Raw genomic sequence first — 19780 nt, forward strand, 5'->3', positions numbered from 1 at the left:
GTCCTCGGCGCCCTGCCGCTGCCCGACGGGCTCCGCGACGCCCCGCGCACCCCCGCCCCGCGGCCCGTGCCGGAGGAGCGGCTCCTGGTGGACTGGACGCTGTGCCGGGGGCATGGGCTGTGCGCGGACCTGCTGCCCGGCCTGCTGCGGCTGGGCCCCGACGGCTATCCGGAGCGGGCGGCCATCGCGGTGCCCGCCCGGATGCGGCAGCGGGCGCTGCGCGCGGTGCGGCGCTGCCCCGCCCTGGCCCTGCGCGTCGAAGCCATCAACTGAACGTTTCTTAGCGACCTGTGACAACTTCCCGGTTCCGCTGAGTGCTCGCGGAACCCCTCCCGTATCCCCACGCGACGGCGGAACCACCGCCGTGCACCACCCGAGGAGCGAACATGGACAAGCGGCGACAGGCATCCCTCGCGGGAGCGGCACTCACGGTCATGGCCCTGACGGCGGCGTGCGGCGGCGGTACGTCCGCGAAGGGCGGCACGGGCGACGACGCCCGGCCCGCCGCGAACAGCTCCCAGGCCGGCAAGGGCTACGGGTACGGCTCCGACGACTACGGCGCCGAACCGGCCGGCGGGAAGGCGGCGGCCAAGGGCGAGGCGGGCGGCAAGCTGGCCGTCCGGGACGCCTCGGGCCTGGGCAAGGTCGTCACCGACGAGAAGGGCTTCACCCTCTACCGCTTCGACAAGGACTCCGCGAAACCGCCCACGTCCCGCTGCGACGGCGACTGCGCCAAGGCCTGGCCGCCCGTCCCCGCCGGCTCCTCCACGGCCACCGCCGGGATCGAGTCCTCCGCGCTCGGCGAGGTCATGCGCGCCGACGGCACCCGGCAGCTGACCCTGGCCGGCTGGCCCGTCTACCGCTACGCCAAGGACACCGCGCCCGGCGAGACCAAGGGCCAGGGTGTCGGCGGCACCTGGAACGCGCTCGCCCCCGACGGCAAGAAGGCGGGCGCGGATGCCGGCGGGAGCAAGGAGCAGCCGGCCAAGGAGCAGCCCGCGCCCGCCGGGGTGACCGTGTCCGACAACCCCAAGCTGGGAAAGATCCTCGTGGACGGGCAGGGCCGGACGCTGTACCGCTTCAACAAGGACAGCGCCTGGCCCATGAAGTTCGCCTGCACCGGAAGCTGCCTGGACACCTGGAAGCCCGCCAAGCCCGTGGACAAGGCCGCGATCCGGGACGTGCCCGAGAAGCTGGTCACCACGGTGACCCGCCCCGACGGCACCCGCCAGCTCGCGATCGACTGCTGGCCGGTGTACTGGTTCACCGGCGACACCAAGGCCGGGGACGTCAACGGCCAGGGCAAGCAGGACCTGTGGTTCGCCGTGGACGACAAGGGCGAGAAGAACACCACCGTCCCGGCACAGGGCTGAGCCCGGCGTCAGCGGAGCCCGACCGCGCGCAGGGCCCGCTGCTGCTCCGGCGCCGGGTCGAGCGGGAAGTAGAGGTAGCAGACGCCTCCCGTACCGCTCCTGACCTGCCCCTGGGCGTTGTAGCGCTTGGTGCGGAGCCAGATGTTCTCGAACTGCCGCCGCCGGTAGACGCGTCGGACCTCCGGGTCCGACGGGCTCGCCGGGTCGTTGGCCACGACGTCGCCGTCGCGGGTGAAGCCGGCCAGGCACATCAGGTGCCCGGCCGTGCCGTAGCCCGCGCCGTCGAGCTCGGAGGCGAGGAAGGACTGGGAGGTGATGACGGGGATGCGCGCGCGGATCAGCCGTTCCGCGTCGGAGAGCGAGCCCAGCCGGGTGACGACGGCCTGGAGATCGCGGTAGGTGGCGGCGTAGGCGGCGTTGAAGGGCCAGTTGCCACAGCCCTTGTACTGGTGGTCGTAGGTGGCGCGGGCCGCGTGGCAGACCTGCGGGTCGGCGTAGTCGGGGTTCACCCAGGCGAGGTCCTCGGCGCAGGGCTTCCGGCCCCAGTACTCGATGACCATCTCCGAGGACGTCGGGCTGCACCACGCCTCGCCGCCGTTGTCGTACTCCGGGTACTGCCCCTTGTGGATCTCCTGGGAGTAGCGCGGCACCATCAGCTCGCGCCCGGCGGCCTCCCCCGGCTCCGAGGCGGGCACGGTGAACCGGTCGGGGATGTCCGAGCCCATGACGCCGAGCCGCCACACGGTGGGCGTCAGGCCGCTGCCCGGTCTGCGGAAGAGCGTCAGGCGCAGCTCGTACGAGGCGAGGCGGAGCCCGGTCGCCGGGTTGTCGACGACGACGGTGTCGGTGGAGACGCTGCTCCTGCCGTCGCCCTGCCCGTCGACGGAGGTGCGCCGGATGTCGCCGTCCGCGTCGCCGGCGGTCCAGCGGCCGAGCACGTACCAGGGGGTCCGCCCCCGGTCGGAGTACGTGGCGCGCAGCTCGGTCTGGATCCAGGTGCCGGCGGGGGCGTGGGCGTTCCAGGAGGCGATGACCTCGCTCGCGGCGGCGGCCGGCCGGTGGACGGGGGCGGTCCAGGTGGCGTACTCCCAGGTGGTCGTGGTGCGGGTGTGCGGGTCGGTGTAGTCGAGGGTGCCGACGGGGCGGTCGATGACCAGACCGGGGCGCCGGCCGGTCCGGACGTCCGTGCCGTGGGAGGCGCCCCGGCGCCAGTCGGGGGCGGTGGTCCAGGCCCGGTTGTCGATGGCGGAGGCGTGCCGGGCGGGTCCGGAGGCGGAGGCGGGGCCGGCGGTGAACGAGGTGGCCGCCGCGACCCCGAGGGCGGCGGCGAGCACGGTGCGGCGGGGCGTGGGTCTGCTGGACATGACGGTCCCCCAGTCGTGGACGGGTGTGCGAGCCAGTGATTCCCCGTCCGACCCGTCCCCAATACCCGTCCGCCCCGGGAGCCGCCATAGGGTGGACCGGTGAACGGTCCCCTCCCCTCTTCCCCGCCTCCCCCGCCCGACCCGCTGCCGGCCCTCGCCCGGCGGCTGCGGGCGCTGCCGCCCTCCCTCGGGCCGGTGCGGCTCGTGGCCGTGGACGGGCACGCGGGTTCGGGGAAGACGACGTTCGGCGGCCGGCTGGCGGCGGAGCTGGGGGGAGCGCCCGTACTGCGCCTGGACGACCTCGCGACGCACGAGGAGCTGTTCGGCTGGACCGGGCGGCTGGCCGAAGCCGTCCTGGCCCCTCTCGCGCGCGGTGAGAGCGCGCGCTACCTCGCGTACGACTGGGTGGCGCGGCGGTTCGCGGAGGAGCGGGAACTGGCCCCGGCGCCGGTGGTGCTGGTGGAGGGGGTCGGCGCGGGGCGCCGGGCGCTGCGACCTCATCTGGCGTGCCTGATGTGGATGGAGTTGCCGTATGAACACTCCTGGGAAAGGGGTCAACTCCGCGACGGCCCAGGGCTGGCCGAATTCTGGGACGGCTGGAAGCGGGCGGAGCGCGAACATTTCGCGGCCGACCCGTCGCGCCCGTACGCCGAACTGCTGATTCTTCAGGGCGAAGAGGGCTACGAGGTGCTCCCGGGGCCCTCGGAGATCCTTTGAACCACCGCCGCCCTCACGCTCGGTGATCGATCACCGCCCGTGTGCTGTCCGTCGCCATCCGATCCCGCCGACTGCGCCAACTCGGCTTGACCGAGGGGGCGTACAGGACTTACGTTCTCATTGTGCGGCCGGTTGAAGCCGCCTGCGGACGCGAAGCCCCCGGTTGTTCCCCCGTGATCGGGGGCTTCGTACCACCCGCGAATCTCCCCTTTGGGCCCTTTGCTCCATGGCGACCCTCACACTGGGTGACCATCTTCCGGATCGCCCCTCCGGCCCCCGGGGATCGCCTTTCCGCCGCGAACAGCGCTTGCGGCACCCTTCGGCCGACGCCAACCGCGCAGGTACGATGCGAGGCGGTGCACCTATCGGCGGGTGCACTGGCACACTGGTCAACTCCCGTCCACAGCACAGCGTTTCGGAACAGGCGCAGCCAGGCACACGCCCGGCAGCACGCTACGGGGGCACGGTTTGTGGGGGACGTGATGGATCTCGGCATGCAGGGCCCGCCCGCCCCGGCCGATCTCGCCTGGCTGCGGGCCGTGGACGCCTACACCATGGGCGCCTACGCGCAGGCCGAGGAGGAGTTCCGGACGGCGGTCCGCGTCGACCCGGGGATGGCGGACGCCTGGCTCGGCCTGCACGCGCTGCGCGCCGACACCACCACCGCACTGCTGCGCATGTACCGCCACCGGGACCGCTTCGGCGAGCAGCGGACCCGCCACCGGCGCACCCTGAACTCCTGGTACTGGCTGGGCTGGTGGGTGCAGCCCGTCCTGGAGAGCGGCCGCGACCTGCTGCTCGCGCACGCCTCACACTGGCTCGACGGCCGTCACGTACCCGACCTGGACCGGGCGCTGGCCGGCTGCCCGCCCGTGGAGACCGACCCCCAGGCGCGCTTCCTGCACGCCTGCCGCGCCTATCTGGTCAAGGACTGGGAGCAGCTCGTCCGGCACACCGAGCCGCTCCTGGACGACCCGCTGCTGGGCATCGAGGCCGGGCTGTTCGGCGGCATGGCCCGGGTGCGGCTGGAGATGTACGGCCAGGCCGAGCCGCTGCTGTCGGCCGCCCTGATGCGCTGCCGCAGCGAGCAGCCGCAGCGCAAGGAGCTGCGCTACTGGCTGGCGCGCGCCCATGAGGGCACCGGGCGCAGCGCCGCCGCCCTGCCCCTCTACCGCGCCGTGCACCGCGTGGACCCGTCCTTCATGGACACCTCGGCCCGGCTCACCGCCATCGCGGACGGGGACGGCCTCGACGACCACCTGGACCTGACGCCGGTGCCGCTGGGCGGGCCGGATCCGGCACCCGCCACCGACCCGGCGGGCGAGACCGGCCCGGCCGCCCCGGACCCGCTCGACGGCCGCGACCTGCTGACCGGTACGGACCCGGAGCCCTCCGGCCCGCCCCAGGCCGACGCCGACACCGACGACGTCCGCCGGAAGGTCCGCGTCCCCGCGCAGCCCGCGGCCCAGCCGGCGCCCGGCCCCTCCGACCCCGTCCTGCTGGCCAAGGCCCTCTCCGAGCTGGAGCGGATGGTCGGGCTGGACCCGGTCAAGCGGCAGGTGCGGGCGCTGTCGGCGCAGCTGCACATGGCCCGCCTGCGGGCCGGCCAGGGCCTGCCCGTCCAGCCTCCCAAGCGCCACTTCGTCTTCTCCGGCCCCTCCGGTACCGGCAAGACCACGGTCGCCCGGATCCTCGGCCGGGTCTTCTACGCCCTCGGGCTCCTCGGCGGCGACCATCTGGTCGAGGCCCAGCGCGCCGACCTGGTCGGGGAGTTCCTCGGCCAGACGGCCGTCAAGGCCAATGAGCTGATCGACTCCGCGCTCGGCGGGGTGCTCTTCGTCGACGAGGCGTACAGCCTGTCCAACTCCGGCTACACCAAGGGCGACGCCTACGGCGACGAGGCCCTGCAGGTGCTGCTCAAACGCGCCGAGGACAACCGCGACCGCCTGGTGGTGATCCTCGCCGGCTACCCCGAGGGCATGGACCGCCTCCTCGCCACCAACCCCGGTCTGGGCTCCCGCTTCACCACCCGCGTCGACTTCCCCAGCTACCGCCCCCGCGAACTCACCAGCATCGGCGAGGTGCTGGCCGCCGAGAACGGCGACCGCTGGGACGAGGAGGCGCTGGAGGAGCTGCGCAGCGTCAGCGCGCACGTGGTCGAACAGGGCTGGATCGACGAGCTGGGCAACGGCCGTTTCCTGCGCACGCTGTACGAGAAGAGCTGCGCGTACCGGGACCTGCGCCTGTCGGGCTGTCCGGCGATCCCGTCCCGCGACGACCTCGCGACGCTGCGGCTGCCGGATCTGATGCAGGCGTACGGGGAAGTCCTCTCGGGCCCCGGCTGGGGCTCCCCCCGCCGGGGCGGCTCCCGGGACCCGCAGGACCCGGCGTGAGGCCGGGCGGGAGGGCCCTTCGGTGACGCGGCAGCCCTGTCGCCGGGGCGCCCCCCGCCCGGGAACCTAGGACGATATCGCCCACTTCAGCTGGGCCGGTGCCGACGCGGGGCTTCCGGTGTACTTGGAGGTGTAGGCGGGTGCCTTGCCGTAGTCGTCGCCACCGCTGCCGAGGTACCAGCCGTTCCCTTCGTTCTTGATGAGCTTGGTGGCGGCGTCGTAGGACCACTTCAACTGCGGAGGAGCGGCTGCCGGGTCCCCGGTGTACTGGGTGGTGTACGCGGGTGCCTTGTCGGAGGAGGAGTCGCCGCCGCTGCCGAGGTACCAGCCCTTCGCCTCGTTCTTGATGAGTTTGGAGGCGGGGTCGTAGGACCACTTCAGGTTGCCGGGTGCCGAGGCGGGCTCTCCCGTGTACTTGGCGGTGTAGGTGGGGGCCTTGGCGGCGGAGGCGTCACCGCCGCTGTCGAGATACCACCCTGCCCCCTCGTTCTTGATCGGCGCCGGAGAGGGGGAAGCGGTGTGGCCCACGCCGGGGACCAGAGCGATGAGTGCGGCGCCGGCGACGAGAATCGCGGACCTCCGGGCGAGCGGGGGCACGGGCATGGTCTTCCTGCCGTTTCTGCGCGTGGTCTTGAGAGGGCGAACGGTTCGCCCCAGGACCGCGCTGTCCGCGACCAGCATGGGTCGGCACCCGTTCCGCACCCACCGGAACCGTTCCCCACCACCGGTTCATGCATGGGCATACGGCTTTGCCGGGTACGTGTCGCCGGCGCCGCGCGTTCGGGAGCGCCCGGCGTACGGCGGGCGGCGCGGCCGGAAGTATCGTCCCGAAGGCGGACGCACACGAGAGAGGATGTCCAGTGACCTCGACCCCAGCAGCCGGAGGCTCGGTGAACGGCTCCACGAAGAGTTCCATGAACAGGCAGGCCGGCCCGGAACGGCCCTACGACGTCGTGCTCTTCGGGGCGACGGGGTTCGTCGGGGAACTCACGGCCGAGTACCTGCTGGCGCACGCGCCGCGAGGATGCCGGTGGGCGCTCGCCGGGCGCAGCCGGGAGAAGCTGGAGCTGTTGCGGGACCGGCTGGCGGCGCTCGACCCCGTGCGCGCCGCCGAGCCGGCCCTGGTGACCGCGGACGCGGGCGACCGGGCCGCGATGCGCGCCCTGGCCGAGTCCACGCACGTCGTCGCCTCGACCGTCGGCCCGTACATCCGGTACGGCGCGGAGCTGGTGGCCGCGTGCGCGGAAGCGGGCACCGATTACACGGACCTCACCGGCGAGCCGGAGTTCGTGGACCTCATGTACGTGCGCCATGACGCGCGGGCACGCGAGACCGGCGCGCGGATCGTGCACGCCTGCGGCTTCGACTCGGTGCCGCACGACCTCCTCGCGTACTTCACCGTCCAGCAGCTCCCGGAGGGCGTGCCCCTGACGGTCGACGGCTTCGTGCGCGCCTCGGGGATGATCTCCGGCGGCACACTGGCCTCGGCCTTGACGATCGCTGCGCGACAGCCTCAGGCGAAGGCCGCGGCCCGGGAGCGGAGCCGGTACGAGCCGCGGCCGGCCCGGCGCCGGGTCCGGGCCCCGCTGGGAGCGCCGCGGTTCAGCAAGGAGACGGGGGCGTGGGCGCTCCCCCTGCCCACGCTCGACCCTCAGGTCGTACGCCGTTCGGCCACCGCGCTGGAGCGGTACGGCCCCGATTTCCGCTACCGCCACTACGCGTCCGTGAAGTCGCTGCCCATGGCCCTGGCCGGGCCGGTCGGCGCGGCCGCGCTGCTGGCCGCCGCGCAGGTGTCCCCCGTCCGGTCCTGGCTGATGCACCGCTACGAACCGGGGAGGGGGCCGGGTCCGGAGCGGCGGGCACGCGCCCGGTTCCAGGTGCGTGGCGTGGGCGAAGGGGGCGGCCGGCGGGTGTTCACCGAGGTCTCGGGCGGCGATCCGGGGTACGGGGAGACGGCGAAGATGCTGGCCGAGGCATCGCTGTGTCTCGCCCTGGACGACCTGCCGGTGACCTCGGGACAGGTCACGACGGCCACGGCCATGGGTGACGCGCTGATCGGGCGGCTGCGGGCCGCCGGTATGCCGTTCCGTGTCCGCCACGTCGGCTGACGGTCCGCCGACCCTCCGGAGCCCGACGTTCCGCTAGGACGTGCGCCGGCCCGCCGGCGGCCGTCGGGCCGCGGGCGGGATCAGCACTGGGGCCGCCGGCCGTGGTTGGCCGCCTTGCGGCGGCGGGCCTTCTTCTTGCGGCGTCGCTTCGAGGACATGGCGTCTCCCTTCCCGTGACTCTCGTAGATTTCACCCAATTTATACCGCTCTGACGCGATGTGCTGGGTGAGGCACTACGACCCGCCGTCCGGACCACGGCGATCCGCCCGCCCGGGAAAGCCCCGGCCTACCCCGCCATCGCCTCCTCCCGGGGTGCCCGTGGATCAGCCACCCGCACGGGCACCCGGTGCGCGGGATCCCGCACCTCGCCCACCAGCTTCTCCAGGACGTCCTCCAGGGCGACCAGCCCGAGCACCCGCCCGGACCCGTCCGCCACCGCCGCCAGGTGCGCGGCGGCCCGCCGCATCACCGTCAGCGCGTCGTCCAGCGGCAGCTCCGCCCGCAGGGTCTCGACCCGCCGCCACACGTGCTGCGGCACGGCCCGTTCCCGGTCCTCCAGGTCCAGCACGTCCTTCACGTGCAGGTAGCCCATGACAACGCCGCCGGGCCCGGTCACCGGGAAGCGGGAGTAGCCGGTGCGCACCGTCAGCTCCTCGATCTGCCGCGGGGTGACGGAGGGGTCGACGGTCACCAGCGTGTCCGGATCGAGCAGGACGTCCGTGACCGGGCGGCTGCCCAGTCCCAGCGCGTCCTCCAGACGCTCCTGTTCCGCGCGTTCGAGCAGGCCCGCCTGCCGGGAGTCCGCCACCAGACGGTTGAGCTGCTCGCTGGTGAAGACCGCCTCGATCTCGTCCTTGGGGTCGACCCGGAACAGCCGCAGCACGCCGTGCGCGCAGGCGCCCAGCAGCGCGGTGACCGGCCGGCACAGCCGGGCGAAGCCGACGAGCCCCGGTCCCAGCCACAGCGCCGCCCGGTCGGGCGCCGACATGGCCAGGTTCTTGGGCACCATCTCGCCGATGACCAGGTGCAGGAAGACCACGAGGGCCAGGGCGATCACATAGCCCAGCGGGTGGATCAGCCCCTCGGGCAGGCCCGCCAGGTGGAAGAGCGGCTCCAGCAGCCGGGCCACCGTCGGCTCGGCGACCGCACCGAGCGTCAGGGAGCAGACGGTGATGCCGAACTGGGCCGCCGCCATCATCTGCGGCAGATTCTCCAGCCCGGTCAGGACGGTGCGGGCCCGGGCCGAGCCCTCCGCGGCCTTCGGTTCGATCTGACTGCGGCGCACGGACACCAGTGCGAACTCGGCGCCGACGAAGAAGCCGTTGGCGAGCACCAGCAGCAGGGCGAAGAGGAGTTGCAGCACGCTCATCGCTGCTCCCCCTTGCCCGCGCCCGTACGGGCGAACCGCACCCGTTCGGCGCGGTGGTGGCCCACCCGGCGCACCGTCAGCCGCCAGCCGGGCAGCTCGGCGCTGTCGCCGGGCACGGGGATGCGGCCGAGCAGGTCGGCGACCAGGCCGGCCACGGTCTCGTACGGGCCGTCCGGCGCCCGCAGACCTATGCGGCCCAGCGCGTCGACGCGGCAGCCGCCGTCGGCCTCCCACGCGGACCGGCCGTCCTCGCAGGCGACGGGGGCCAGTTCGGGCCGGTCGGCGTCCTCGCCGTCGTGCTCGTCGCGGACCTCGCCGACGAGTTCCTCGACGATGTCCTCCAGGGTCACCACGCCGGCCGTGCCGCCGTACTCGTCGACGACGACGGCTATGGGCTGCTCGCTGCGCAGCTGCTCCAGCAGCGGCTGCACGGGCAGCGTCTCGGGAACGAGCATGGGGGCCACGGCGATCCGTCCGACGGTCGTGCGCAGCCGGTCGGGGCCGGGGACGGCCAGGGCGTCCTTGAGGTGGACCATGCCGACGATCTCGTCCAGCCGCTCGTGATAGACGGGAAAGCGGGAGAGACCGGTGGCACGGGTGAGGTTCAGGACGTCCTCGGCGGTCGCGGACGTCTGGAGGGCGCTGACCTTCACCCGGGGCGTCATCACGTGCTGGGCGGTGAGCCCGCCGAGCGAGAGGGTGCGGACGAACAGGTCGGCCGTGTCCTGCTCCAGGGCGCCGGCGCGGGCGGAGTGACGGGCGAGGGAGACGAGTTCGCCGGGGGTGCGGGCGGAGGCCAGCTCCTCGGCGGGTTCGACGCCCAGGGCCCGTACGAGCCGGTTGGCGACGGTGTTCAGCAGGGTGATCACGGGCCGGAAGAAGTGCGCGAAGGCGTGCTGCGGGCCGGCGACGAACCGCGCGACCTGAAGGGGCCGGGAGACCGCCCAGTTCTTGGGGACGAGTTCCCCGATCACCATCTGGACGGCGGAGGCGACCAGCATGCCGGTCACGACGGCGGCGCCGGGCGCGGCGCCCGCGGGCAGCCCGGTGGCGGCCAGCGGCCCGGTGAGCAGATGGCCCAGGGCGGGCTCGGCGAGCATGCCGACCACCAGGGAGGTGATGGTGATGCCCAGTTGGGTGCCCGAGAGCTGGAAGGAGAGCTCCCGCAGGGAGGCGACGACGGTGCGGGCCCGGCGGTCGCCGTCGGCCGCGGCCCGTTCGGCCTCCGGCCTCTCGACGGTCACCAGGCCGAACTCGGCGGCGACGAAGAAACCGTTGGCGAGGATCAGGAGCAGGGCTGCCGCGAGCAGCAGCAACGACACGGTGACACTCATGCCGCCGCCTCGCGAGGGGCGGCGGCGCGGGTACTACAGGACGATCCGTCCATTGCCGGAGGGAGTCACTCCTCGGTTCGCAGGTGCCCCGCGGCGCCTCGCGGGGTCCGCGGGCACGTCGGTGCGGGGCGGGGCACGGCGTGTGCCCGTGGCACCAGAGTAATCAAGGAGGTGCGTCCGGGAGGGGCCGGGCGCCCTCAGGTCGCGAAACGTCCCGTGCCGCGTGCCTCGACGAGGGCGCGCAGCGCGCGGGCGTCGGCGACGGCCTGCTGCTTGGCGACACCGGGCTGGATGCCCATGGCGGGCAGGCTGGTGCCGTCGGACAGGTCGAGGTGGACCCAGGCGTCGCCGGCGCGCAGGTTGACCCGGACGATCTCCGCCCACTCCAGCCGCCGGCTCGTCGCCAGGTTCACGACGGTCACGCCGTCCTCGGTGGCGACGACCTTGGGACGGCCGAGCGTGGCGAGGGCGGCGAAGAACAGCAGCCCCGTGCCGATGAACGTGGCCCGGTCCCCCGCCGTCAGCGTCCCCAGCGTCAGGGACACCACCGTCAGCACCGCGAACAGGGCGGCGCCGAGGGTGAGCAGCACGATGCGGGTGCGGGTCGGCCGGAAGGTGACCGGCAGCTGGGGCGGGGCGGCCGGGGGCACGGAGGTCACGTCGTACGTTCTTTCGGTCCGTCAGAGGCGGCAGGCGTGGATGCCCGTGGTGAGGATGGCGCGGGCGCCCATCTCGTAGAGCTCGTCCATGATCCGCTGGGCGTCCTTGGAGGGGACCATCGAGCGGACGGCGACCCAGCCCTCGTGGTGCAGCGGGGAGACGGTGGGCGACTCCAGGCCGGGGGTGAGGGCGACGGCGCGCTCGACGTGCTCGACCCGGATGTCGTAGTCCATCATCACGTAGCGGCGGGCGACGAGGACGCCCTGCATCCGGCGGAGGAACTGCTGGACCTTGGGGTCGTCGAGGGGCGCGCCGGAGCGGCGGATGACGACGGCCTCGGACTCCAGGATCGGCTCGCCGATGATCTCCAGGCCGGCGTTGCGCAGGGTGGTGCCGGTCTCGACGACATCCGCGATGATCTCGGCGACGCCGAGCTGGATGGCGGTCTCGACGGCCCCGTCGAGGTGCACGACGGCGGCGTCGACGCCGTTGTCCGCGAGGTGCTTGGTGACCAGGCCGGAGAACGAGGTGGCGATGGTCATGCCGCCGAACTCGCTGACGTCCTTGGCGGTGCCCGGCCGGGTGGCGTAGCGGAAGGTCGACCCGGCGAAGCCGAGCTGCATGATCTCCTCGGCCCGGGAGCCGGAGTCGAGCAGCAGGTCGCGGCCGGTGATGCCGATGTCGAGCCGGCCGGAGCCCACGTAGACGGCGATGTCACGGGGGCGCAGGAAGAAGAACTCGACGTCGTTGGCGGAGTCGACCAGGACCAGTTCCCTGCGGTCCTTGCGCTGGCGGTAGCCGGCCTCATGGAGCATCGCCGACGCAGGCTCGGAGAGAGAACCCTTGTTGGGAACGGCGATGCGCAGCATGAGGTCGGTTTCCTTTGTGCGTGAGTGTCGTATGTGCCGGAAATTGCTACTGCTGGTTACAGGTGGGAGTAGACGTCGTCGAGGGAGATCCCCCGGGCGACCATCATCACCTGAACGTGGTAGAGGAGCTGGGAGATCTCCTCGGCCGTGGCGTCGGCGCCCTCGTACTCGGCGGCCATCCACACCTCGGCGGCCTCTTCGACCACCTTCTTGCCGATGGCATGGACGCCCTTGCCCACCAGCTCGGCGGTGCGGGAGGTGGCGGGGTCGCCGGTGGCCTTCTGCTGGAGCTCGGTGAACAGCTCCTCGAACGTCTTCTTGGACATGGTGGTCCTACCCTACGGGGTCCGCTCCGGCTGTCAGTGCCAGGGCTCGGACACGGAGCGGAGGATCATGGCCGTGGCGACGGCGGCGGTGACCGCCTCGTGGCCCTTGTCCTCGCTCGAACCCTCCAGGCCGGCGCGGTCCAGGGCCTGCTCGTCGTTGTCACACGTAAGGACGCCGAAGCCCACGGGCACGCCGGTGTCGACGGACACCTGGGTGAGTCCCTGGGTCACGCCCTGGCACACATAGTCGAAGTGGGGTGTGCCGCCGCGGATGACGACGCCGAGGGCGACGATCGCGTCGTAGCCCCGCCCGGCGAGCACCTTGGCCACGACGGGCAGCTCCCAGCTGCCCGGCACGCGCAGCACGGTCGGCTCGTCGATGCCGATGTCGTGCAGGGCGCGCAGGGCGCCGTCGACGAGGCCGTCCATCACCTTCTCGTGCCACTGCGCGGCGATCACGGCCACACGCAGGTCATGACAGTTCCGCACACTCAGCTCGGGGGCGCCCTTGCCGCTCACGTTTCTCCTCGGGTGGTGTCAGGTGTCTTCGGTTTCGAGTGCTTACTGATTGCCGCAGGCCGACGCCGGGTCGGCGTCGAGCCACGGCAGGTCGTGGCCCATCCGGTCCCGCTTGGTGCGCAGGTAACGGAGGTTGTGCTCGCCGGCCTGTACGGGCATGGGCTCGCGGCCGGTGACCTTCAGGCCGTACCGGGTGAGGGCGGCCGTCTTGTCGGGGTTGTTGGTCATCAGCCGCAGCGAGCGCACGCCGAGGTCGGCGAGGATCTGCGCGCCGGCGGCGTAGTCGCGGCCGTCGGCGGGCAGGCCGAGTTCGAGGTTGGCGTCGAGGGTGTCGCGACCGTCCTCCTGGAGCTCGTAGGCGCGCAGCTTGGGCAGCAGGCCGATGCCGCGGCCCTCGTGGCCCCGGAGGTAGAGGACGACACCGCGACCCTCCCCCGTGACCCGCTCCAGCGACGCCTGCAGCTGGGGGCCGCAGTCGCAGCGCAGCGAGGCGAAGACGTCGCCGGTCAGGCACTCGGAGTGGACGCGCACCAGGACGTCCTCGCCGTCGCCGAGGTCGCCGGAGACCAGGGCGATGTGCTCGACGCCGTCGACGGTCGAGCGGTAGCCGTAGGCGCGGAACTCGCCGAAGGCGGTGGGCAGCCGGGTCTCGGCCTCGCGGCGGACGGTCGGCTCGGCCGAGCGGCGGTAGGCGATCAGGTCCTCGATGGAGATGATCGCGAGCCCGTGCTTGCGGGCGAAGGGGACCAGCTCGGGCAGCCGCAGCATCGCCCCGTCCTCGCCCGCGATCTCCACGATCGCGGCGGCGGGCCGCAGGCCGGCGAGGCGGGCGAGGTCGACGCCGGCCTCGGTGTGGCCGTTGCGCACGAGCACGCCGCCGGGCTTGGCGCGCAGCGGGAAGACGTGGCCGGGGCGGACGAAGTCGCCGGGGGCGGTGGTGGGGTCGGCGAGCAGCCGGATGGTGGTGGCGCGGTCGGCGGCGGAGATGCCGGTGTCGGTGCCGTGCTCGCGGGTGGCGTCGACGGACACGGTGAACGCGGTGCGCATCGACTCGGTGTTGTGCTCGACCATCTGCGGCAGGTCGAGCCGGGCGATGTCCGGCTCCTCCAGGGGCACGCAGATCAGGCCGCGGCACTCGCTCATCATGAAGGCCACCACCTCGGTGGAGATCTTCTCGGCGGCCACGACGAGGTCGCCCTCGTTCTCCCGGTTCTCGTCGTCCACGACGACGACGGGGCGGCCGGCCGCGATGTCGGCGATGGCGCGCTCGACCGGGTCGAGGGTCAGGTCCTCGGTCTCGTACCAGCTGGGCAGGGCAGTCATGCCGCGATTCCTTCCAGTGCGGGCTGCTGTGCGCTCGCCACCGAGCGGGAGCGCAGCCACCAGTCGCGCAGGCCCCACAGGACGAGGGCGAGGTAGATGACGTAGACGAGGCCGGAGAAGGCGAGGCCGCTGGTGAAGGCGAGGGGCACGCCGACGACGTCGACGAGCAGCCAGGCGAACCAGAACTCGATGAGGCCGCGGGCCTGGGCGACCATCGCGGCGAGCGTGCCGACGAAGATGTAGGCGTCCGGCCAGGGGTTCCAGGACAGCTGCGGCACGGCCGTGAACAGGGCGCCGACCGCGAGGGTGCCGACCGCCGTGCCGGCCAGGAGGACGACGCGCTCGCGCCAGGTGGCGAAGCGGACGGCTATGGAGCCGTCCTGGGCGCTTCGCCTGCCGCGCTGCCACTGCCGCCAGCCCCACATCGAGACGCCGATGACCAGGAGCTGCTTGCCCACGCCGCCGCTGAGGTGGGCGGAGGCGTAGGCGGCGACGAGGATCAGGCCGGAGAGGAACTGGGCGGGCCAGGTGGCGATGGAGCGGCGCCAGCCGAGGGCGAGGGCGGCCAGGCCGATGGTGTTGCCGATCATGTCGGACCAGATGACGTGCTGGCCGAAGGCGGCGAACGCCTCGCTGTTGAGCCAGGTCAGCGCGCTCATGCGACCGTCTCCCCGGCGGTGGGGCGGATCGCGCCGTCGGCCAGCAGCCGCTCGACGTACTTGGCGAGGACGTCCACTTCCAGGTTGACCGGGTCGCCGGGCCGCTTGATGCCCAGGGTGGTCAGGGCGAGCGTGGTGGGGATGAGGCTGACGGTGAAGAAGTCCTGGCCCGCCTCGACGACGGTGAGGCTGATGCCGTCGACGGTGATGGAGCCCTTGTCGACGACGTAGCGGCGCAGTCCGGCCGGCAGGGCGATCTTCACGATCTCCCAGTGCTCGCCGGGGATCCGCTCGACGACGGTGCCGGTGCCGTCGACGTGCCCCTGGACGATGTGGCCGCCGAGGCGTCCGCCGAGCGCCATGGGGCGTTCGAGGTTGACGCGGGAGCCCGGGACGAGCGCGCCGAGGCTGGAGCGCTTGAGGGACTCGGCCATCACATCGGCGGTGAACTCGCCGTCGGCGGTCTCCACGACCGTGAGGCAGACGCCGTTGACGGCGATCGAGTCGCCGTGCTTGGCGCCTTCGGTGACGAGAGGGCCGCGGAGGCGGAACAGGGAGGAGTCGCCGAGGTGGTCGACGGCGACGACCTCACCCAGTTCTTCGACGATGCCGGTGAACACTGTCAGTTCTCCTCAGGAGCGGTGGAGGAAGCGGTGGGAGTGGCGGTGAGGCGCAGGTCGGGGCCGAGCCGGGCGACGTCGGTCACGTCCAGGCGCAGGGCCCGCGCGATGGTGCCGATGCCGGCGTCGCCGAGGGCGGTCGGCCCGGCGCCCAGGAGGGCGGGGGCGAGATAGCCGACGACCCGGTCGACGGCGCCGGCCGCGACGAAGGAGCCGGCGAGGGTGGGTCCGCCCTCCAGCAGGACGGAGCGGATCCCTCTCCCGTGCAGCTCGGTGAGCAGGGCGTGCACGTCGAGACCGGACCCGTCGTACGGCAGGCGCGCGATGTCGGTGCCGGGCAGGTGGCGGGTGTCGGCGTCCGGTCCGACGGCGATCAGCGTCGGTGCGGCGTCGTCCAGGACGCGGGCGCCGGGCTTGATCGTGGCGTGGGTGTCGACGACGACGCGCAGCGGCTGGGTGACGTCGTCGATGCCTCGGACGGCCAGGTGCGGGTCGTCGGCGCGCAGGGTGCCGGAGCCGACGACGACGGCGTCGGCCTCGGCGCGCAGCCGGTGGACGTCGGCGCGGGAGGCCGCGGAGGTGATCCAGCGGCTGGTGCCGTCGGCGGCGGCGCTGCGCCCGTCGAGGGTGGCGGCGTACTTCCACAGGACGAAGGGGCGGCGGCGCAGGACGGAGGTGAGCCAGGCGGCGTTGCCGGCGGCGGCCTCGTCGGCGAGCAGCCCGCCCTCGACGTCCACCCCGGCGGCGGCGAGGGTGGCCGCGCCACCGGTTGCGGCGGGGGTGGGGTCGGCGACGGCGTAGACGACGCGGCGGATGCCGGCGGCGATCAGGGCCTGTGCGCAGGGGCCCGTGCGGCCGGTGTGGTTGCAGGGTTCGAGAGTGACGACGGCGGTGCCACCGCGGGCGTCGTGGCCGACGTCCGCGGCGGCGTTCAGGGCCTCGACCTCGGCGTGCGGGCCGCCGGCGCGCCGGTGCCATCCCTCGCCGATCACGCGGCCGCCGGCGTCGAGGACGACGCAGCCGACGACGGGGTTGGGGCTGGTGGAGCCGAGGGCGCGGGCGGCGAGCGCGATGGCGCGTCGCATCGCTTCTGCTTCGAGGGTGCCCTCTCGGGTGGCCACCGGGTCCTCCTGCCTCTTCGGGCACGGACTCCGGGGCTGTCGTACGGGACGACGAAGAGCGGGTACGCCACGACAGGGAACACCGGTGACCGGAAAGAAGGCTCACCCCCGAAGGGACGGGCCACCGGCGACGGTGTGCCGTCGCATGCCCGCCGCGCACTGCCTCCCATCCGGACTTTAACCGTCGGTCCAGGAATTTCACCTGGTCAACCGGCCGCTGGCTGCGGACGGGTCGCGGACTGTAACCGCCGGTTCGGACTTTCACCGACCCCGGAGTGCGCTGCGTAAATAGTTCTCAGTTCATGCTACATGGCGTCTGACCTGCGGGTTCCTTGAACTCTGCCGATCCGACGCCTCCGAGCGTACGCCGAGGGGCGGCGCGGTGTCCACGGCGATGTGACGGAGTACGCCCCTGCCGTGGACGGGCGTGCGGGCGTTTCCGGAGCCCGCCTCCTCACTTGGTCCGGACTATTGACGCACTGGTCTAGTCCTCTTAACCTCTGCCACACCTCCGAGGAGTACGGCCCGCGGTACGCGCGAACCCGGGCCACGGCACCACGCACCCCCCAACCGCTCGACGAGCCCCCCACCTGGAGGAACCCCATCGTGTTGCCCACCCACAGACCCCGCGCGCGGCGCGGGACCGTCCTCGCCGCCGCGGGGACCGCGCTGGCGGGACTGCTCTTCGGCACGCTCTCCGCCACCGTCTCGGCGACCGTCTCGCACGCCGAGGACCAGTTCGCCTGCCGCCCCGACGGCCTCTACTCCACACCGGGCGTCGACGTCCCGTACTGCTCGGTCTACGACTCCGCCGGCCGCGAGAAGATGGGCGCCGACCACCAGCGCCGCGTCATCGGCTACTTCACGGGCTGGCGCACCGGCAAGGACGGCACCCCCGCCTACCTCGCCTCCGACATCCCGTGGGAGAAGGTCACCCACCTCAATTACGCCTTCGCGCACGTAGGCCCCGACGACAGGATCTCGGTCGGCGCGGACGGCCCGGACAACCCCGCCACCGGAATGACCTGGCCCGGCGTCGCCGGCGCCGAGATGGACCCCGCGCTCCCCTACAAGGGCCACTTCAACCTGCTCACCAAGTACAAGAAGCAGCACCCGCAGGTGAAGACGCTCATCTCCGTGGGCGGCTGGGCGGAGACCGGCGGATACATCGACGAGAACGGCAAGCGCGTCGACTCCGGCGGCTTCTACCGGACGGCGACGAACGCCGACGGTTCGGTCAATCAGGCCGGCATCGACACGTTCGCGGAATCGGCCGTCGCCTTCGTCAAGAAATACGGCTTCAACGGCGTCGACATCGACTACGAATACCCCACGTCGATGAAGGACGCCGGACACCCCGAGGACTGGGCCCTGGCCAACGCCCGGCGCGGCGGTCTGAACAAGGGCTACGCGGCCCTGATGAAGACCCTGCGCGAAAAGCTGGACCGGGCCGGCGCCGGGGACGGCAGGCATTACCTCCTCTCCGTCGCCGCGCCCTCGTCGGCGTACCTGCTGCGCGGCATGGAGACGTACCAGGCGACGAAGTACCTGGACTACGTCAACGTCATGTCCTACGACCTGCACGGCGCCTGGAACGAGTTCGTCGGGCCCAACGCCGCGCTGTACGACGACGGCAAGGACGCCGAACTCGCCAAGTGGGGCGTCTACACCACGGCACAGTACGGCGGCATCGGCTACCTCAACGGCGACTGGGCGTACCACTACTTCCGCGGCGCCCTGCCGGCCGGGCGGATCAATCTCGGCCTGCCGTACTACAGCCGCGGCTGGAAGAACGTCAGCGGCGGGACCGACGGCCTGTGGGGCACCGCGAAGGCGGCCTCCTGTCCGGCCGGCTCCGGCCTGACCACGTGCGGTGACGGCGCGGTCGGCATCGACAACCTCTGGCACGACAAGGACGGCAACGGCAAGGAATCCCCGGCCGGCTCCAATCCGATGTGGCACGCGAAGAACCTGGAGAAGGGCGTCGTCGGGGACTACGCCGGACGGTACGGCTTCCCGGAGAACACCAAGCTGACCGGCACCTACACGCGCCACTACGACTCCACCCTCACCGCGCCCTGGCTGTGGAACGCCGAGAAGAAGGTCTTCCTCTCCACCGAGGACGAGCAGTCGGTGAAGGCCAAGGCGCAGTACGTCGTCGACAAGGGACTCGGCGGCACCATGGTCTGGGAGCTCGCGGGCGACTACGGCTGGAACGCGGGCAAGGGCCAGTACGAGCCCGGCACCACCCTGACCACCGCGATGTACGACGCCTTCAAGTCGGCACCCGCCTACGGTGCCCGGCGGGCGACCACCGAACTGCCTGCACAGGCACTCGACGTGGACGTCGCCCTCACCGATTTCCCACTCGGCGACAGCAATTACCCCATCAACCCGAAGCTCCGCATCACCAACAGGTCGAGAACCACCATTCCCGGCGGCGCGGAATTCCAGTTCGACTACGGCAATTCCGCACCCGGCAACGCCAAGGACCAGTCGGGCTGGGGCCTGAAGGTCATCCGCTCCGACCACACCGCCGGCAACAACATCGGCGGCCTCAAGGGCGACTACCACCGCGTCTCCGTGAAGCTGCCGGCCTCACAGCCGCTTCAGCCCGGCGCCTCGGCGGCCATCGACTACGTCTACTACCTGCCGACGTCGACACCGTCGAACTGGAGCGTCGGCTTCGGCGGGAAGACGTACGCCCTCAGCGCCGACCTGGCCCGCGGCACGACCGTGGTCGACCCGGGCGGCACGACGCCGACCCCGACCCCGACCTCGACGCCGACCTCGACGCCGACGGGCACCCCGACCGGCACTCCCACCGGCGGCTCCTGCACGGCCCCGGCGTGGGACAAGGCGGGCGTCTACAACGGCGGCGCCACCGTCTCCTGGAAGTCCCACTCCTGGAAGGCCAAGTGGTGGACGCGAAGCGACGAGCCCGGCACCACGGGCGAGTGGGGGGTGTGGCAGGACCTCGGCACCTGCTGAGCGCGCACACGGGGTCCGCGGCGGGGTCGACCCG

At 72.5% G+C, this 19780-nt stretch carries 18 protein-coding genes and 1 riboswitch; of the genes, 6 read left to right on the plus strand and 12 right to left on the minus strand.

Going from position 1 to position 19780, the window contains the following annotated elements; genetic code table 11:
* Positions 1-273, plus strand: a 273-nt coding sequence (locus J7E86_RS21475; protein ID WP_215083361.1) for a ferredoxin, incomplete at its 5' end; no start/stop codon positions are given.
* A gap of 113 nt (positions 274-386) precedes the next feature.
* The gene (locus J7E86_RS21480) at positions 387-1373 is read left to right on the plus strand and encodes an SCO0930 family lipoprotein (RefSeq protein ID WP_215083362.1); all 987 of its coding nucleotides are present in this window, start codon (positions 387-389) and stop codon (positions 1371-1373) included.
* A gap of 8 nt (positions 1374-1381) precedes the next feature.
* Here the strand turns inward: J7E86_RS21480 and J7E86_RS21485 are convergent, their stop codons facing one another.
* Positions 1382-2737, minus strand: coding sequence for a peptidase C39 family protein (locus J7E86_RS21485; RefSeq protein WP_215083363.1), 1356 nt, complete (start codon positions 2735-2737; stop codon positions 1382-1384).
* A 99-nt stretch (positions 2738-2836) separates the two neighbouring features.
* On the opposite strand from J7E86_RS21485, the gene J7E86_RS21490 reads away from it, so the two are divergent.
* Positions 2837-3454, plus strand: coding sequence for a uridine kinase (locus J7E86_RS21490; protein ID WP_215083364.1), 618 nt, complete (start codon positions 2837-2839; stop codon positions 3452-3454).
* Positions 3455-3936: 482 nt separating this feature from the next.
* Entirely contained in the window at positions 3937-5847 is a 1911-nt protein-coding gene (locus J7E86_RS21495) for an AAA family ATPase (protein WP_215083365.1), read from the plus strand.
* Positions 5848-5913: 66 nt separating this feature from the next.
* Here the strand turns inward: J7E86_RS21495 and J7E86_RS21500 are convergent, their stop codons facing one another.
* Complete coding sequence (locus J7E86_RS21500; RefSeq protein WP_215083366.1) at positions 5914-6450, minus strand: RICIN domain-containing protein; 537 nt, start codon at positions 6448-6450, stop codon at positions 5914-5916.
* A gap of 311 nt (positions 6451-6761) precedes the next feature.
* Between J7E86_RS21500 and J7E86_RS21505 the strand changes: the two genes are divergently transcribed.
* Positions 6762-7955 (plus strand): trans-acting enoyl reductase family protein, encoded by a 1194-nt coding sequence (locus J7E86_RS21505; protein ID WP_215083367.1) that lies wholly within the window; start codon positions 6762-6764, stop codon positions 7953-7955.
* 286 nt (positions 7956-8241) lie between these two features.
* Here J7E86_RS21505 and J7E86_RS21510 read toward each other — a convergent pair whose 3' ends face one another.
* From J7E86_RS21510 to ribD, 10 genes are all read right to left on the minus strand, one after another.
* Entirely contained in the window at positions 8242-9324 is a 1083-nt protein-coding gene (locus J7E86_RS21510) for a hemolysin family protein (RefSeq protein ID WP_215083368.1), read from the minus strand.
* Positions 9321-10658 (minus strand): hemolysin family protein, encoded by a 1338-nt coding sequence (locus J7E86_RS21515; RefSeq protein ID WP_215083369.1) that lies wholly within the window; start codon positions 10656-10658, stop codon positions 9321-9323. The genes J7E86_RS21510 and J7E86_RS21515 overlap by 4 nt, the downstream gene beginning before the upstream one ends.
* 197 nt (positions 10659-10855) lie before the next feature.
* The gene (locus J7E86_RS21520) at positions 10856-11308 is read right to left on the minus strand and encodes a PH domain-containing protein (RefSeq protein WP_215083391.1); all 453 of its coding nucleotides are present in this window, start codon (positions 11306-11308) and stop codon (positions 10856-10858) included.
* A gap of 30 nt (positions 11309-11338) precedes the next feature.
* Positions 11339-12187, minus strand: coding sequence for an ATP phosphoribosyltransferase (gene hisG, locus J7E86_RS21525; RefSeq protein ID WP_215083370.1), 849 nt, complete (start codon positions 12185-12187; stop codon positions 11339-11341).
* A gap of 56 nt (positions 12188-12243) precedes the next feature.
* Complete coding sequence (locus J7E86_RS21530) at positions 12244-12513, minus strand: phosphoribosyl-ATP diphosphatase (protein ID WP_215083371.1); 270 nt, start codon at positions 12511-12513, stop codon at positions 12244-12246.
* Between the two features lie 33 nt (positions 12514-12546).
* Positions 12547-13032: a 6,7-dimethyl-8-ribityllumazine synthase gene (ribH, locus tag J7E86_RS21535; protein WP_215083372.1), complete on the minus strand. Its 486-nt coding sequence runs from the start codon at positions 13030-13032 to the stop codon at positions 12547-12549.
* A 42-nt stretch (positions 13033-13074) separates the two neighbouring features.
* A complete protein-coding gene (locus tag J7E86_RS21540) occupies positions 13075-14355 on the minus strand; it encodes a bifunctional 3,4-dihydroxy-2-butanone-4-phosphate synthase/GTP cyclohydrolase II (protein ID WP_215083373.1) in 1281 nt (426 codons plus the stop codon).
* Positions 14352-15014, minus strand: a complete 663-nt coding sequence (locus tag J7E86_RS21545; protein WP_215083374.1) for a nicotinamide mononucleotide transporter family protein — start codon at positions 15012-15014, stop codon at positions 14352-14354. Before J7E86_RS21545 ends, J7E86_RS21540 begins: the two co-directional genes overlap by 4 nt.
* On the minus strand, positions 15011-15634 hold the full coding sequence (locus tag J7E86_RS21550; RefSeq protein WP_215083375.1) for a riboflavin synthase: 624 nt from the start codon (positions 15632-15634) through the stop codon (positions 15011-15013). The genes J7E86_RS21545 and J7E86_RS21550 overlap by 4 nt, the downstream gene beginning before the upstream one ends.
* A gap of 2 nt (positions 15635-15636) precedes the next feature.
* Positions 15637-16719, minus strand: a complete 1083-nt coding sequence (gene ribD / locus J7E86_RS21555; protein WP_215083392.1) for a bifunctional diaminohydroxyphosphoribosylaminopyrimidine deaminase/5-amino-6-(5-phosphoribosylamino)uracil reductase RibD — start codon at positions 16717-16719, stop codon at positions 15637-15639.
* 188 nt (positions 16720-16907) lie between these two features.
* Positions 16908-17038: riboswitch (FMN riboswitch) on the minus strand.
* A gap of 323 nt (positions 17039-17361) precedes the next feature.
* Between ribD and J7E86_RS21560 the strand changes: the two genes are divergently transcribed.
* Positions 17362-19746, plus strand: a complete 2385-nt coding sequence (locus J7E86_RS21560) for a chitinase C-terminal domain-containing protein (RefSeq protein ID WP_308312670.1) — start codon at positions 17362-17364, stop codon at positions 19744-19746.
* Positions 19747-19780 lie beyond the last annotated feature (34 nt).

It is taken from the genome of Streptomyces sp. ISL-11, assembly GCF_018614525.1.
Classification (GTDB): Bacteria; Actinomycetota; Actinomycetes; order Streptomycetales; family Streptomycetaceae; genus Streptomyces.

What these genes read in the sequence shown, in the direction of transcription:
- J7E86_RS21480 (WP_215083362.1), top strand. Translation starts at nt 387, where the DNA reads ATGGACAAGCGGCGACAGGCATCCCTCGCGGGAGCGGCACTCACGGTC.
- J7E86_RS21485 (WP_215083363.1), bottom strand. Translation starts at nt 2,737, where the DNA reads ATGTCCAGCAGACCCACGCCCCGCCGCACCGTGCTCGCCGCCGCCCTC.
- J7E86_RS21495 (WP_215083365.1), top strand. Translation starts at nt 3,937, where the DNA reads ATGGATCTCGGCATGCAGGGCCCGCCCGCCCCGGCCGATCTCGCCTGG.
- J7E86_RS21500 (WP_215083366.1), bottom strand. Translation starts at nt 6,450, where the DNA reads ATGCCCGTGCCCCCGCTCGCCCGGAGGTCCGCGATTCTCGTCGCCGGC.
- J7E86_RS21505 (WP_215083367.1), top strand. Translation starts at nt 6,762, where the DNA reads ATGAACAGGCAGGCCGGCCCGGAACGGCCCTACGACGTCGTGCTCTTC.
- J7E86_RS21510 (WP_215083368.1), bottom strand. Translation starts at nt 9,324, where the DNA reads ATGAGCGTGCTGCAACTCCTCTTCGCCCTGCTGCTGGTGCTCGCCAAC.
- J7E86_RS21515 (WP_215083369.1), bottom strand. Translation starts at nt 10,658, where the DNA reads ATGAGTGTCACCGTGTCGTTGCTGCTGCTCGCGGCAGCCCTGCTCCTG.
- hisG (WP_215083370.1), bottom strand. Translation starts at nt 12,187, where the DNA reads ATGCTGCGCATCGCCGTTCCCAACAAGGGTTCTCTCTCCGAGCCTGCG.
- J7E86_RS21530 (WP_215083371.1), bottom strand. Translation starts at nt 12,513, where the DNA reads ATGTCCAAGAAGACGTTCGAGGAGCTGTTCACCGAGCTCCAGCAGAAG.
- J7E86_RS21540 (WP_215083373.1), bottom strand. Translation starts at nt 14,355, where the DNA reads ATGACTGCCCTGCCCAGCTGGTACGAGACCGAGGACCTGACCCTCGAC.
- J7E86_RS21545 (WP_215083374.1), bottom strand. Translation starts at nt 15,014, where the DNA reads ATGAGCGCGCTGACCTGGCTCAACAGCGAGGCGTTCGCCGCCTTCGGC.
- ribD (WP_215083392.1), bottom strand. Translation starts at nt 16,719, where the DNA reads ATGCGACGCGCCATCGCGCTCGCCGCCCGCGCCCTCGGCTCCACCAGC.